Origin of the sequence: Methanosarcina horonobensis HB-1 = JCM 15518 (assembly GCF_000970285.1) — an archaeon.
GTDB lineage: Archaea > Halobacteriota > Methanosarcinia > Methanosarcinales > Methanosarcinaceae > Methanosarcina > Methanosarcina horonobensis.
The window spans coordinates 1,390,904-1,405,018 of sequence record NZ_CP009516.1; the positions used below are offsets into that span (position 1 = coordinate 1,390,904).

Below are 14,115 nucleotides of genomic sequence, written 5' to 3' on the forward strand. Positions count from 1 at the left end.
TCGATGAGTTTTCAAACGGCTTGAAGCTGACAGCAGATCAAGGGGAAATTTCCATTAGGTGAAAGGCTTCTACTCAATAGGAAATGCCCCAAAAAGTGAAATCACAGTGCTGCTCTCTGATTGCCAGTTAAAGCTCTATTAAATCAGACCTGGGATCGGTGATGGACCTCAATTCTGAGCCAATGAGATTTGTCGCAAGCACAAACAGCATGATCATGCCTCCCGCAGATAAAGCCATCATAGGGGCGGTCTGAAGGTATACCAGCCCGTCCTTCAGGATCGCCCCCAGTTCAGGTGTGGGAGGCTGAACCCCGAGCCCAAGGAACCCAAGCCCCGATATTGCAATAATCCTGGACCCCAGTCCGAGAGTTGCAATCTCAATAATAGGTCCGAAGCTGTTAGGGAGAATATGGCGGAAGAGAATATATCTGTCAGATGCCCCGAGAGCCCTGGCTGCCTCGACAAATCCGCTATTTTTTAACGAAAGGGTAGATCCCCGTATCATCCGTGCATACTTTGCCCAGCCTGAAACGGAGAAGGAAAGAATGATACCTGCAGGACTGGGACCGACAACACCAACAATAGCAATTGCAAGGACAATGTTGGGAAAAGAAAGCAGGATATCAGTTATTCGCATCAGGAACGCATCATACCTGCTGAAATAACCCGCATACATACCTATGATGATCCCTGCGGTTACTACGATGAGAGTTGAGATGATCGCAATTGAGAGCGATGTCTGCGCCCCGTATACTATGCGGCTGAAGATACACCTGCCGAACTGGTCGGTCCCCAGGGGAAAGGATGCTGATGGTGTAGATAATCTTTCTTCAAAGTGCATTTCTGCAGGGTCGTGCGGAGAAATTGTAGGAGCAGCTATGGCCATGATGGAGATAATGACAAACAGCAGAATCCCGATTGTGAGCGTTGCATTTCCTCGCAGAAGTGACAATGCCCGGTTTATGCCGGACACAGCCCATTTTTCGTCCAGGTACGGATATTCCATCTTACTGCCCCCTTATTGAAGGATCAAGATAAAAGTGGACGAGGTCGACACCGAGATTGATAAGGACAATAATCACTGCAAAAGTGAGCATACACCCCTGGACCACCATAATGTCCATCGAGGAAACCGAATTTACAAGAAGCCTCCCAAGCCCTGGCAGTGCAAACATGCTTTCGATAACGACCACACCTCCAAAGAGCCAACCAAACTGGGTGCCCATGTATATCAGAACAGGGACCAGAGCGTTCCTGAGAGCATGCCTCTGAATAACGTTTCTGCGGCTGAGCCCTTTTGCGCGGGCTGTCCTGATATAATCCTGCTCAAGCGTTTCTATCATGCTCGTTCGCATAATGCGCATTGTTACTGCGGTAAGGCCGACCGAGAGAGTCAGGGAGGGAAGGATAAAATACTCTATACCGCCAGTTCCTGCGATCGGAAAAATTCCCAGGTAAACGCCTCCAACCAGCATAAAAATTATCGCAACGAAAAAGTCAGGGCTTGAGAGACTGATAACGGAAGTAAGCCTGCAGAGATGGTCCACAGGCCCGTTCTGTCTCAGCGCAGAGACAATTCCGAGAGGAATGGCTGTGGCAGCTGAGAAAAGCATTGCAAGGACGGAGAGAGAGATAGTTGTGGGTAGAGCATGTGTAATTTCCTCGAAAGTGCTTCGTTTTGTCTGGTAGGAATACCCCAGATCTCCGTGCACAACCCTTGATGCCCATTTCAGATAACTGATATGCCAGGGATCGTCAAGTCCCATTTCCTCGTGAAGTCTGGCTACCGCCTCTTTCGGTGGGCTTTCAGTGCCAAGTGTAGCTCTCAGCGTGATTTCAGCCGGGTCTCCGGGAGAGAGGGAGACTACAGCAAAGGTAATGAGTGAGACTCCGACCATTACATATGTCAATTGAAACAGGCGATTCAGTACGATTTTGCGTGTCATTCTTACTCAAACCTGTTATTAATTACAGCAGGATGCGGGTGGCTTATCCCGCATCAGGCGATTGAGACATTCTCAAGGTTGAGAGAGTACTCCGTAGGATGGAGGCGGTATCCTTCTATATTCGAGGTGGTGACGTCGATATTGACATAATAGTTCAGATATGCAACAGGTGCTTCTTCAACTACTATTGCCTGAACCTCATCATAGAGTTCTTTTCTGGCAGCCGTGTCGGACGTGGTTCTGGCCTGTTCGATCAGCTCGTCCACACGGTCGCTGTGCCAGTGATAAGCTCCCCAGCCGTCTATTGACGTACCGTTCGAGTGATAATCAGTCATCATGATCTCGTCGGGGTCGGGTACGAAGAGTAGCCCTCTTCCAACCAGGAAGATATCGAACTCGCCTTTATTTCGAAGGGAATTTGCGGCATCGGTGTTGAGAACCTTAAGTTCGGTCTCAAACCCTACTTTCCTGAGCTGCTGCTCGATCACCTCGGCTATCGGCGGCAGTTCTGCCCGCTCCGGGTAAGTAACGAGCGTAATCTTCAGAGGTCTGCCGTCTTTATCCAGGGTTCCGTCTCCGTCCGTGTCGGTCCACCCTGCCTCTTCAAGAAGCGACTTCGCTTTCTCCGTATCATATGTGTAAGGAGCAATCCTCTGGTTAGCCCAGTAAAAGTTCGGAGGGAAGAGCCCTGCTGCCGTGGTCCCGTATCCGTGAAGGATATACGTCACTATTGCTTCCCTGTCAATGGCATAGTTGACTGCCTGGCGCACCCTCTTGTCGTCAAAAGGCTCCTTCTCCGTGTTGAACCCTATCATCCTTACGCGAGCGATCGGCTGCTGCAGGACGGTATAACCATCCTTTTCCGTATATTCTTCCGCAATCTCGGGAGGAAGGATCATTGCGATCTGAATTTCCTTACTGTCAAGGAGCATCTTTCTCGTAAGTGCTTCAGGGATTACCCGGTATATCACTTTATCAACTGAAGCAGCCTGCCCCCAGTAATCGGGGTTTTTGACGACAACAATCTCTTCTTCCGGTTTCCATGACTCGAAAATAAAAGGTCCTGTACCGATAGGTTTTGTTACATTTCCGCCTGCATCATAAGACCCTGGGGCAAGGGCCGCACTTTCCGCTCTGGAAAGATAGGCAGGCAGTGCAGGAAAAGGTGAATCAAGGCTTATTGTCAGGGTAAGGTTATCAGGAGTTTCAATGGCTGATACCGGGATTTTCCCGAAAACCGAGTCCGACTTGACAAAGGACCTTTCGAGTGAGTCCTTCATGGTCACGGCTGTAAACCGTGTCCCGTCATGGAACCGGACACCTTCTCTCAATATAAATGTCCAGTTTTTACCATCGCTGGAAACCTCCCATGATTTTGCAAGGTTAGGGATGATCTTCCCCTCATAATCGACCCCTACAAGAGTTTCTACATACCCGAGCCTTTGAGATATGTAACCTGACAGGTGAGGATCAATGGTATTGGGGCTCCACTGACCCGAGATAGATAACGTCCGAATGCTTTCCTTCTGTTCCTGGTCTGCACAGCCCGCTCCCATGACAACGAGAGCCAGCAGAACCAAAATAACCTCTTCTTTTCTTTTCATTTAACTCATCACACCCAATTTATGTGTCAATATCAGTGCTGCAAAATCAGTATGCAGTAAATGTATGGAATAATCTGGAGTAATCCAGCTGTTTTCTGCCCCTTCCTGCCTCCGGCTGTTGCAGGCCAGCGCTGCTGTCAGGCGTATGAAAAATTATGGCAGCGTACCCTCCTTCCTTTGTATTCCAACATATCGGGGCTGTGAAGACATTTTTCTGTTTTTTCCGGGCAGAACTGGTAGTATACGCATGAGCCTGGGACCCGTGTCCCTTCAGGCTCAGTGCATTGTAAGGAACCCGTGCCCGGGAATGATGTGATCCTGCGGGTAAACGGGTGGAACGGCTTGTCCAGGATTTCACGACCCTCTTCTACAATTTGCCCCCCGAACATTACGGCGGTCCGGTCTCCTATAGCATGAGCCAGTCCCTGGTCGTGGGTAATAAAGAGAAGAGCACACCCAAGCCTGCTCTGTAGTGTCCGGAGAAGGCGGACAATAGCTGCCTGGGTGGATACGTCCAGCATTGACGTTGGTTCATCACAGATAATAAGGGCCGGTTCCAGTGCGATAGCGCGGGCAATGACCGCACGCTGCAGTTCTCCGCCGCTTAGCTGGTGTGGATATCGGAATGCCTGTTCAGGCTCAAGCCCGACAAGCTCCAGAAGCTTTTCCAGCTTTTCTCCCATATGACTTCCTGGGGGTAGTGAGTCCGGGTGGATGCGAAAGGGCTCACAGATGGAGTCAGCTATCTTCCACCTGGGGTTCAGCGCACTTTCCGGCTGCTGGGACACGATCTGGATTTTTCGCCGGATCAATCGGAGTTCTTTTTCTTTCAGACCTGTCAGTGCCTGTCCTTCAAAGAATACCTCTCCCCGGGTCGGAGGGATGAGCAGAAGGAGCAATCTCGAGAGGGTTGACTTTCCGCATCCGCTTTCCCCTACGAGAGCAAGTGTTTCTCCGGCATCGATCCGGATATCCACATTGTCAACAGCAATAATCCGGTTCTTTCCGGGAGGATTGAATACTTTTGTCAATCCTCTTCCTTCAATCATACAACCAGCACCTTACTGCCGATCCATCAGGAAGGGCAATTAGCGGCGGTTCGGCTCTACACCGCTCCATTGTGTATGTGCAGCGGAATCGGAATCTGCAGCCTCCGTCATATTTATCTGACTCTCTTGTCTTCCCTGATATTGGGTGAAGGCCGTTCTCAGGGAGTGAGAGGAGCATCCCCTTTGCATAGGGGTGCAGAGGGCCATCAAAAAAACTCTTTCTTTCCCTGATTTCCATGATTCTTCCGGAATACATGACCGCGACTCTATCGGCAAGGTTTTGGGCAAATGAGAGGTCGTGAGTGATAATTAGCAGGGTGATTCCTTTCTCGCGTAAAACCCGGAGAAGGGCAGAGACCGCCTGCCTGTTTATTATGTCTATACCTTTCGTCGGCTCGTCAGCTATGAGCACTTCCGGGAGACCTGCAATCCCCATTGCAACAAGCGATCTCTGGAGCATTCCGCCGCTGAAGGAGTAAGGGTATGAGCCGATTCTCTCCTCGGGAGGAGTTATGCGAATGAATTGGAGCAGTTCAAGAACTTTTTTTCGAACTATAGATCTGTTCTTTTCCACATGGAGAGCAATCGGCTCTCCTATCTGGTATCCCACGGTCATCGAAGGGTTCATGGATCCAGCAGGGTTCTGCGGAACCCAGGCAATCTTTCTGCCGCGGATCTTTTCAAGTTCACTCTCAGGGAGAGTTAGAAGGTCAGCGCCACGATAACGTACAGATCCGGTAACGGTACAGTTTACAGGCAGCAGTCCGAGGACTGCAAGGCCCAGTACCGATTTTCCACTTCCACTTTCCCCAATGACTGCAAGTGTTTCGGACCGAGCGATACCGATATCAATTCCGTCAACAGCCCTGACAGTCCTGTCTGACGTGGGAAAGTGTATATGCAGCTGTTGAACCTCAAGAATCGTGGTCATGCTCAATTTTTCCCATTTTTTTTGCTAACTTTTATTACGAAAATTGCAGAGTGTATGTTATTACTATTTATATTTGTTTTCATATATTCTATGACAATTGAAAAATAAATTGCTATAAATTCACACATATTAGCAGAAACGTATCATGAAGAAGGAGATAGCATGACTGTACAGATCGATTGGGAGACAGCATGGGCAGCAGGTATAGAGGAAATGAACCGTCTTTCCACCACAGGCTACTGGAACCGGCGGGCAGAGGATTACTCAGATATGGTTCTGGCAAGCGATTGTAATCATGGACGGAACATCTTCAACCTGTTTGAACGGGAAGGATTGCTGCAGAAAGAGTGGCATGTTCTCGATATTGCGTCGGGGCCTGGAGCGGTAACGGTTCCGTTTGCGGAAAAGGTATGCAGGGTGACCGCGGTTGAACCTGCAGAGAAAATGGCAGCGGCCCTGATGTCATATGCGCAGACAAGAAGGCTTTCCAATATCGATATAATACCGCAGACCTGGCAGGCTGTGGATATTGCAACGTATGCAAAGAACTACGATTTAACCATCTGCTGCCATGCCCTGTGGCAATTTCCGGACATTCTCCCGCAGATCCGGCGCATGGAGGCAGTTTCCAGGGGGTACTGCTGCCTCGCTCACGGATTTGAAGCCTCTCCTGAAGGACGTGAACTGACGGATACCCTCGGGATTGATACCGGTAGCTTTGACCAGTTCATTGCTATATTCAACCTTCTTAATAATACTGGAATATGCCCGAATATTGATGTGATAGATTACACACTTACCAGGTCGGTTGCCTCGGCAGTTGCCTCGGTCGAGAATCTCGTTTGGAAATACCGGCCGCTGGATGCCAGTGATAGTGCGTTTATTCGGGAGTATGTGCAGAATCGTGCTGTGGAAGGTATGTATCAGGTTAACGGGAGGATGGGTGTTTTATGGTGGAAAGTAGCGTAATGGACAGCTCTCTTATACCCGGTATCGACTGGGTCAGATCCTGGGAAGACAGCTATGATGCCCGTTCAAGGATAATGCGCAGGGACTACGGGCTCGATGACTGGAGTGAACGGGCAGAAGACTACTCGGAATCAAGGCGGACAAACCAGTATGAGTTCGGAGAGTCAGTATACTCTACACTCGACCTTCACGGAGTCATCCCTCCTCATGCCAGGGTCCTTGAAGTCGGCTCGGGTCCAGGGACTTTTGTAATACCGTTTGCACGGCATGTTGACCATATAACTGCTGTCGAACCTGCGGAAGGTATGATCCGTATGATTCGCAGGAACGCTGCGGAAGCAGGAGTGAAAAACTATGAGATTATCCAGAAGATCTGGCAGGACGTGAACAGCACAGAGTTCCGGGGTCAGTATGATCTAACCATTACTTCAACCGTTATCTGGATGTTCCGTGATATCATGACCCAGATCAGCCGGATGGAAGAGGTAACACGGGGGCACTGCTGTGTGGTCGGTGGTGTCAGTACCGGGCAGACTTTTGAAACAGAACTCTGGCGGAAGATTATGGGCAATGTGCCGTACCCGCAGTATCCGGAGTACCCGTTGATATATAACCTTCTCTATATGCGTGGCAGGGTGCCGCATGTGCGGGTTATTGATTATACAAGCACGAGAACACCTGAGAATATGCTAAGGATGTACAGGGTTTTCTACTCGATCTATACGGAGTTCACACCTGAGGTCGAAGAAAAGATTCAAGATGCCCTGTACAGTGATTCGGGTAAAGGGCCGTGCGTCAGAAAATACCGGTCTGCTGTAGTCTGGTGGGACCCGACTGTTCGACGGAAGGAGTTAAAAGGCATAGCCTGAAAACTCCGACAGGAGCTTTGTGGAAAATTTATGGAAAAAAACGGTACGCTGGAGTACCAATGGGAAGGTGAAGTACCCACAAATGTACCCACCTTCATAATTTAAAAATCAGTCAATTATCCCGTAATGTTTCCAGGCTTCTTCAATGGTCATTGCCCGCATCCCGAGCTTTCTTGCCGGAAGTATCTCGTTTTCGTAAGAGTCACCAAGGGATAGAACACATTTGGGTTCAAGTTCAAGTTCCATCCTCTTGAGTGCGGTCATAAAGAGTCTGAGGTCAGGTTTCTTGTACCCTACGTCGGAAGAGAAAATTACAAAGTCAAAATAGTCATAGAGCCCCAGGAACCGGAGTTCCAGTTCGGAAAAAACCCTTTGCCCGTTGGAAATTATGCACTTGGGTGTGTTAATGCAGTGTTCTATTAACTTTATGCTCTCAGGAAAGGGACGAAGTTTCCTGATGGAGGCTGCCCTGAAAACTCTTGAAGTCTCAATTCCGAGGCTTTTTTCGTCGATTTTCCAGATAGAGTTTTCCCTGCAGATCTCTGCAAAGATATCTTCTACCTTTACTTCAGGGTATATCTCTCTTGATTCCTCCATCCTTTCCTGCACCTTGAGTATGTAAGTATCCCACAGCTTTTCAGGCTTTATTTTTACCCCGTGGTAGGCAAGCCATGCGCTTACGGTTTTATAAGTCTCGATCTCGTGTTCTTCGGTATGGATGTCAATAAGCGTCTGGTAGCAGTCAAAAATGACCCCTTTTATCTTGCAGCTCTCAAATGTATCTTCCCCTGCTATGATAGGATCGGCGGGAACGATTATAGTGCTCTCATCTGTTTCCAGTTCATTGTTTCTTGAAATGTTCTTGCCTCCCATATCCCCTTAATAATTGTTTTTAATCTCCTTAGTTTTACCCTCGGTTCCTAGCTTAAAGTTTTCTCTTTCCTTAATTTCCTCTATTAATCGCCTTTAAACACTCACGAGCTTCTCTTATCAAATAATTCCTGTACTCACTCTGGTGAAGCCTTGCTGAACGGAGCAGCCCTATACTCATGAAAAAAGGCAAAACTCTGGTAGTATGGTAAAAGTCTTTCTCTCCGCGGCTGTATTCCCAGAGAAAATTCCCTATATAAGGCTCGGCTTTCCAGCCTCCCCCTTTGTGTGATTCAAACTCGTTCTTAAGTTCTGCAGTAAGAATTCCGAGATCCCTTACAGGATGTGCCTCAAACCAGGAACTCTCAAAATCAAGAGCATAGGGCTTGCCTTTGCAAAAAATGTAATTGGAAGGATTAACATCCCTGTGGACCATACAGCCGTGCTCTCGGTCTAGCCAGGAACTGTACCACCACTCTCCAAGGAGTTTATTGAAAGTCTCTCTCGTGCTGTGGTCAAGTTTAAGGTGGTCCATGACTTCTTGATAGTTCCTGAACTCATTTTCTTTATTATAAGAAGACTGTGTATTTTCATGCAGCTGCCTTAGCATATGGGCTACTGCAGCGAGTTTCTCATAAAGGTTCTCTTCGCGTTTAAGGTACCAGCCAAGAGATTTTCCGGGTATGTGTTCGGTTACGAGAACGCAGTTAAAATCTTTCCTGACTGCGAGGGGCTTTGCAACATTTATTAGCGAAGCTGCTTTTTTCAGGTTCCTGTACTCGTTCATCATGCCTTTATAAGGATTGTAAGCCTTCAGCTTCCCTGTGGGTTCGGCAAAAAACTTTGCCATTACACTGAAGTGTTCTCCTTTGAACTGATACCTGCAAACGGTATGTGAGGAATTATATTTAAAAACGTTTACACAGCACTGTTTGTTGTGAATTCGATTTCCTACAACTTCTTCTACAAGCCAGTCCCTGAACGGGTCTCCAGAGCTTAAAGTATTAACATGGCGATTTGCCACTTCAAATTACCCCCATTTTTCCAAAAACAATCTCAACAATGCTTTGCCTCTCAGTTTCTCTTCCTTTAAACAGTGCTGCAATGAGATGCAGACCGTGAAATACGTCGATGATGAAACGCGGCTCTTAAGAATCATATAAATAATGAAGTATATTGTAAATAAAAGGCAGAAATAATCGAATCCTATAATAACTAAACATAGCCAGTGACAGGATTTTGATTCCTTTTTTTGAATCTTCATTACTGGTAAGAGTATAGTATAGTTCGGGTATCTTATATTATTATTGGTGTTTCAATACGGATTTTTATCCTCTCCTCTCAAAAGCAGGCCCACCGACATTGGCCGTATTATTATACCCGCGCTCCTCCCAGAAACCTCTATAAGGTGAATCGGTGAGTTCGATCCTTACTACCCATTTAGCCCATTTATACCCATACTTATCTTCAGCCACAAGCTGCAGGGGGAACCCTCTTTCGGGCGGCAGGGTCACATCATTAAGTCTATACGCAAGTATTATGTCATTTTCCAGTAGATAGTCCTTATCAAGGGATGTGGAGTATCCGTCAGCGCTGTAAAATATAACCGTTGTTGCATTTTCCATAGCTTCTGTCTCTTCAAAAATCTCAGCTACCTTTACTCCTGTCCATTTTGCAGTAAAGCTCCAGCCTTCTACGCAGTTAAGGTCAACAACTTTCGAGGTTTGAGGTAACTCGATTATTTCTTCATACGTAAAATTTCGGGGATTTTCCACAAGCCCGTCAATCTGCAGCCTGTAACTCTCTCTGTCAATATATTGAGTACCTTTGATCGCATTGTTACGCTGCTGTGCAATTGGGGTTAACTGCTCGCCCTGATAAGAGAGAGTTTCAGTCTCGTTATCATAAACTCCCGGACTTCCTCTATCGGATACGCAGCCTGAAAAGGCTATAAAAAGTACTGCGAAAGCAGCTGAAAAAAACAGAAGTAAATGGATTTGCTTCATATATTTGCCCTGCCTCCCTTAACTCTTTTTCTTACTTTTCTTCTCTAAAAATATGCATTCAACATGAATAAATGGTTATTTATAAAAGAAATTTTCGACGTCCCGAGTTTCGCTTCCCGAGTTTCGCTTCCCGAGCTTCGCTTCCCGAGTTTCGCTTCGGGAGCACGAAGTCCTTTTCGCTCGCTTCGCTCGCTCAAGAGGACTAATTTATGGATTTTAAGAGTGAACCGAATTTAAAGGACTAGAGATATTGAATTAATTGAATTACAAACGTCTTGCCTGTACAACCTTATTCGCTTTACTGAACCATTCTTGTCACGCTGACGAAGGAGAGCGGCCTGGCAGACGAAAAAAAAGAAACAGAAGAAAACAGATAATAAACTACTTCTGCCCTTATCATATTTTCAAGTTTTTTTCTGCCTTTACTCTTTCTATTTGTCCCTACCTTTACATTCTTTCTTCTCTTTGGCAGAGCCGCCAGGCAAGCTGGTGGGGGCATTTATGCTTACCTGTGGATTAAAACTCGGTTCTGGAAGTAAACAGAAGTATCTCTCTGGCTAAATGGGATATTTTCTCTCTAATATTCAATGCAATATGGGATATCAAGGAAGTTAGAAAGTAAAGAAGAATCAGAAAAAGCTAAATATAGAAGAGATAAGCTAAAAAATAAGCCTGAATTCTTTTCAGGCTTCATCGTATCCTATTTCTTCGTTTGTGAGATAGCAGGCAGGGTCATCTGCCCAGACGTCTCCGTATACGGCTTCGGCTCTTACTCTGAAGTTTCCGTTGCAGACATCGAACCATTTGCATTTTGCACATCGGTCTCCGTGAGCCTGGATAAGGGGCTTTCTGTTCTTGAGCCCTGCCATAAGTTCGTCACTCTGGTCGGTCCAGATCTCGCTGAAGGGTCTTTCCCGCACATTTCCGAAAGAGTAATGCCTCCAGAACTGGTCAGCGTGCACCGAACCGTCCCAGGATACGCACCCGATCCCTATTCCTGAGGAATTTCCCTGGTTCATGGAAAGAAGCTCAAAAATCTCGGCAGCCCTTTCCGGGTTTTCTTTCAGCATTTTCAGGTAGAGGTAGGGTCCGTCGCAGTGGTTGTCCACTGTAAGGACTTCTGCTGGAAAGCCTTTTTCGTGCAGTTTTCTTGTCCTTTCCATAATCAGGTCCACAGCCTGCCTGGACTCTTCAAGGGAGAGGTCTTCGTCCACCATTTTTGAGCCTCTGCCTGCATAGACCAGATGGTAGAAGCAGATCCTCGGGATTTTTTCTTTCTCAAGCAGGTCAAAGATAGCAGGAATATCCTTTACGTTTTGCTTGTTAATGGTAAAACGGAGGCCTACCTTTATGCCTTCTTCCTGGCAGTTGTGCAGGCCTCTGAGAGCTGCATCAAAAGCCCCGGGCATGCCTCTGAATTTGTCGTTTGTCTCTCTTATGCCATCAAGAGAGATTCCAACGTAAGAAAGCCCTACCTCCTTTAGCTTTTTCGCAAGGGGTTTGTCTATAAGGGTCCCGTTTGTTGAGATTACGGCCCTCATCCCCTTTTCCCGTGCATAGGCTGCAAGTTCGGGCAGATCTTTTCGCATTGTTGGCTCACCTCCGGAGAAGAGCATAACCGGAGAGCCAAAGGCTGCAAGGTCATCAATAAGGGCTTTTCCTTCTTCTGTCGAAAGCTCATTTTTGAACTCGATATCCTTTGCCTGAGCATAACAGTGGACACATTTCAGGTTGCATCGGCGGGTCATATTCCAGACTACAACCGGTTTTTTATCTTTTGAAAACTGCAGCAGGTGAGAGGGAAGTCTCTTTGAGTCCCTTCCATAGCGAAGGGCGTCAGAAGGTTCCACGGTTCCGCAGTAAAGTTTTGAAATGCCTATCATATCGATCGTCAAAAGTGGAATTGTTTTCTGCAATTTTAAGTATTGTTTTTTGAGTTGATTTTTTTTCAATCACAGCTCTTTCTTCATAGCTCTTATGAGTGCTTCGAAAGTGAACTCATCAGGAATTACATTCGCATTGACCCCGTGTTTTTTCAGGGTATTTCCAGTCGGGGTTCCGATTGCGCCTACAACAGCCCTGCTGAGAGTTTCTTTTATGGCCTCTCCTGCTCCCAGCTGCTCCGCATGCCTCATGAAACCTTTAACCATCATCGAGCTTGTAAAGGCAAAGGCGTCAACCTCTCCTGCAAGGGTACGCTCTATGAGCTCTTTCTGGGCTGAACCTTCAGGGATGCTGAGGGTATATACATGAGTCTCGTAAACAGTTGCTCCGCACTTCTCAAGGCCTTCTACTAAGACTTTTGCCCCGAAAGCGCTTCTTGCAAGGTCAACTGTTTTTCCTTTTACTTCGGGGCAGAGAGCTTCTACGATTCCTTCGGAACTGTAGTCCGCAGGGAGGAAAGAGTTTTCAATTCCTATTTTTACGAGCTCTTTTTCCGTATTAGGACCGATTGCTATTACTTTGCTTTTTTTCAGGGCTGTTATAAAGTTCTCCTTTTCAACATCAGAGAGCTTATCCAGTGTGAAGGTTATTCCGTTTGCACTTGTGAAAACAACATAATCCGAAGTTCCGTCAATGACTCTCTGCACAAAAGGCTCAAATCCGTCATCTTTTACGCCTTCAAGCTTTATCATTGGGGCATATATGGGCTCAAAACCGCACTCTCTGGCGATTGCCTCGGATTTTTCGCGGTAACTTTCCGGCCTCATTATAGCAAGCACTGGGATCTTTTCTTCTGCCATATTCCCTTCTCCTATTTTCGGCGAATTAAAACTCCGCTCCAGTCAGCTGTTCTCCGAGGATACCGTGCAGATTAACGACATCTCCTACAACCGTAATGGCAGGAGCTTTTACTTTTCTTTCTTCTGCCAGGTCAGCAATGCTTTCAAGGGTGCCCACGGTTACCCTCTGGTCAGGCCGGGTTCCCCTCTCTATGACTGCAACAGGGGTTTTCGGGTCTTTGCCGTACTTCATAAGTTCTTCAGTGTTTCGCCTGAGCATCTTTACGCCCATAAAGATTACAATGGTCCCGTTGAACTTTGCCAGGGTCTTCCAGTCAAGTCCACTTTCTTCCTTTGTGGGGTCTTCGTGTCCGGTTATGAAGGTTACCATCGAAGTGCTTTCCCTGTGGGTTACAGGAATTCCGGCATAGGCGGGCACTGCGATTGCAGAGGTGATTCCGGGCACGACTTCAAATTCTATACCTTCTGCTACAAGCACCTCAGCTTCTTCTCCACCTCTTCCGAAAACGTATGGGTCTCCTCCTTTCAGGCGGACTACCATCTTGCCTTCCTTTGCTTTCCGAACAAGCACTTCGTTGATCTCGGACTGGGTCATGGTGTGGTTGCCCGCATATTTTCCCACATCAATCTTCTCTGCACTTTCCGGCATTGAGTCCAGAATTGCTTTTCCCGGAAGCTGGTCATAAATAACGACTTCAGCACTGTCAATCAGCCGGCGGGCTTTCAGGGTAAGGAGTTCAGGGTCGCCCGGACCAGAACCCACAAGATAGACTTTTCCGTAATTTCCTGACATGTGACGACGGTTCCTTTTTTTCCTTTACATTGCTGCTTTACAATTGGAGATAAATAGTCCTCTTCCTTCGTATCCTGAGAGATGACCTTACACCTGGATGGGAGTTCCATAACAGAATAGTTTCTTCTGAGGGGAGAGCCATCTTCTGAGAAGGAGAGGTTTGATAGAAGTGTAAATCTGTAGGGTTTAAAGAGCTTTTATAATAAATAATATACCATCTTTATGCAATTTTATTGCATAACTTCTATATATTTAATCATATATTTTTCTTCTACTTGAATCTTCTGACTAACACTTGCTTGCCTTCCTGTTCTTAATGAGGTGCGGACAGAGC

General features: G+C 46.9%; 13 protein-coding genes. 2 read left to right on the forward strand and 11 right to left on the reverse strand.

All coding sequences use genetic code 11. The features are described 5' to 3' along the window. Positions 1 to 127: 127 nt before the first annotated feature. The 5 genes from MSHOH_RS06160 to MSHOH_RS06180 all read right to left on the reverse strand — a co-directional run bounded on the left by MSHOH_RS06160 (position 128) and on the right by MSHOH_RS06180 (position 5,530). Positions 128 to 1,006: an ABC transporter permease gene (locus tag MSHOH_RS06160; RefSeq protein ID WP_052730742.1), complete on the reverse strand. Its 879-nt coding sequence runs from the start codon at positions 1,004 to 1,006 to the stop codon at positions 128 to 130. A 1-nt stretch (position 1,007) separates the two neighbouring features. Then, on the reverse strand, positions 1,008 to 1,946 hold the full coding sequence (locus MSHOH_RS06165) for an ABC transporter permease (protein WP_048138163.1): 939 nt from the start codon (positions 1,944 to 1,946) through the stop codon (positions 1,008 to 1,010). Positions 1,947 to 1,999: 53 nt separating this feature from the next. Further along, positions 2,000 to 3,550 carry an ABC transporter substrate-binding protein gene (locus tag MSHOH_RS06170; RefSeq protein ID WP_048138164.1) on the reverse strand — a complete coding sequence of 517 codons (1,551 nt, stop codon included), beginning with the start codon at positions 3,548 to 3,550 and terminating at the stop codon, positions 2,000 to 2,002. Between the two features lie 137 nt (positions 3,551 to 3,687). After that, complete coding sequence (locus MSHOH_RS06175) at positions 3,688 to 4,599, reverse strand: ABC transporter ATP-binding protein (protein ID WP_048138165.1); 912 nt, start codon at positions 4,597 to 4,599, stop codon at positions 3,688 to 3,690. Next, complete coding sequence (locus tag MSHOH_RS06180) at positions 4,592 to 5,530, reverse strand: ABC transporter ATP-binding protein (RefSeq protein ID WP_052730743.1); 939 nt, start codon at positions 5,528 to 5,530, stop codon at positions 4,592 to 4,594. Before MSHOH_RS06180 ends, MSHOH_RS06175 begins: the two co-directional genes overlap by 8 nt. Positions 5,531 to 5,692: 162 nt before the next feature. Between MSHOH_RS06180 and MSHOH_RS06185 the strand changes: the two genes are divergently transcribed. Beyond that, positions 5,693 to 6,499, forward strand: a complete 807-nt coding sequence (locus MSHOH_RS06185; RefSeq protein ID WP_048143239.1) for a class I SAM-dependent methyltransferase — start codon at positions 5,693 to 5,695, stop codon at positions 6,497 to 6,499. Beyond that, the gene (locus MSHOH_RS06190) at positions 6,481 to 7,368 is read left to right on the forward strand and encodes a class I SAM-dependent methyltransferase (RefSeq protein WP_048138167.1); all 888 of its coding nucleotides are present in this window, start codon (positions 6,481 to 6,483) and stop codon (positions 7,366 to 7,368) included. The genes MSHOH_RS06185 and MSHOH_RS06190 overlap by 19 nt, the downstream gene beginning before the upstream one ends. A gap of 108 nt (positions 7,369 to 7,476) precedes the next feature. On the opposite strand, the gene MSHOH_RS06195 is transcribed toward MSHOH_RS06190, so the two are convergent. The 6 genes from MSHOH_RS06195 to cobA all read right to left on the reverse strand — a co-directional run bounded on the left by MSHOH_RS06195 (position 7,477) and on the right by cobA (position 13,781). Then, the gene (locus tag MSHOH_RS06195) at positions 7,477 to 8,241 is read right to left on the reverse strand and encodes an HAD family hydrolase (protein ID WP_048138169.1); all 765 of its coding nucleotides are present in this window, start codon (positions 8,239 to 8,241) and stop codon (positions 7,477 to 7,479) included. A 70-nt stretch (positions 8,242 to 8,311) separates the two neighbouring features. After that, complete coding sequence (locus MSHOH_RS06200) at positions 8,312 to 9,262, reverse strand: phosphotransferase (protein WP_048138171.1); 951 nt, start codon at positions 9,260 to 9,262, stop codon at positions 8,312 to 8,314. A 304-nt stretch (positions 9,263 to 9,566) separates the two neighbouring features. Further along, the gene (locus MSHOH_RS06205; RefSeq protein ID WP_048138173.1) at positions 9,567 to 10,244 is read right to left on the reverse strand and encodes a molybdopterin-dependent oxidoreductase; all 678 of its coding nucleotides are present in this window, start codon (positions 10,242 to 10,244) and stop codon (positions 9,567 to 9,569) included. Positions 10,245 to 10,927: 683 nt separating this feature from the next. Beyond that, on the reverse strand, positions 10,928 to 12,127 hold the full coding sequence (gene ahbC / locus MSHOH_RS06215) for a 12,18-didecarboxysiroheme deacetylase (RefSeq protein ID WP_048138177.1): 1,200 nt from the start codon (positions 12,125 to 12,127) through the stop codon (positions 10,928 to 10,930). A gap of 69 nt (positions 12,128 to 12,196) precedes the next feature. After that, a complete protein-coding gene (locus MSHOH_RS06220; protein WP_048138179.1) occupies positions 12,197 to 12,988 on the reverse strand; it encodes a uroporphyrinogen-III synthase in 792 nt (263 codons plus the stop codon). A 25-nt stretch (positions 12,989 to 13,013) separates the two neighbouring features. Beyond that, a complete protein-coding gene (cobA, locus tag MSHOH_RS06225; protein ID WP_048138181.1) occupies positions 13,014 to 13,781 on the reverse strand; it encodes a uroporphyrinogen-III C-methyltransferase in 768 nt (255 codons plus the stop codon). Positions 13,782 to 14,115 lie beyond the last annotated feature (334 nt).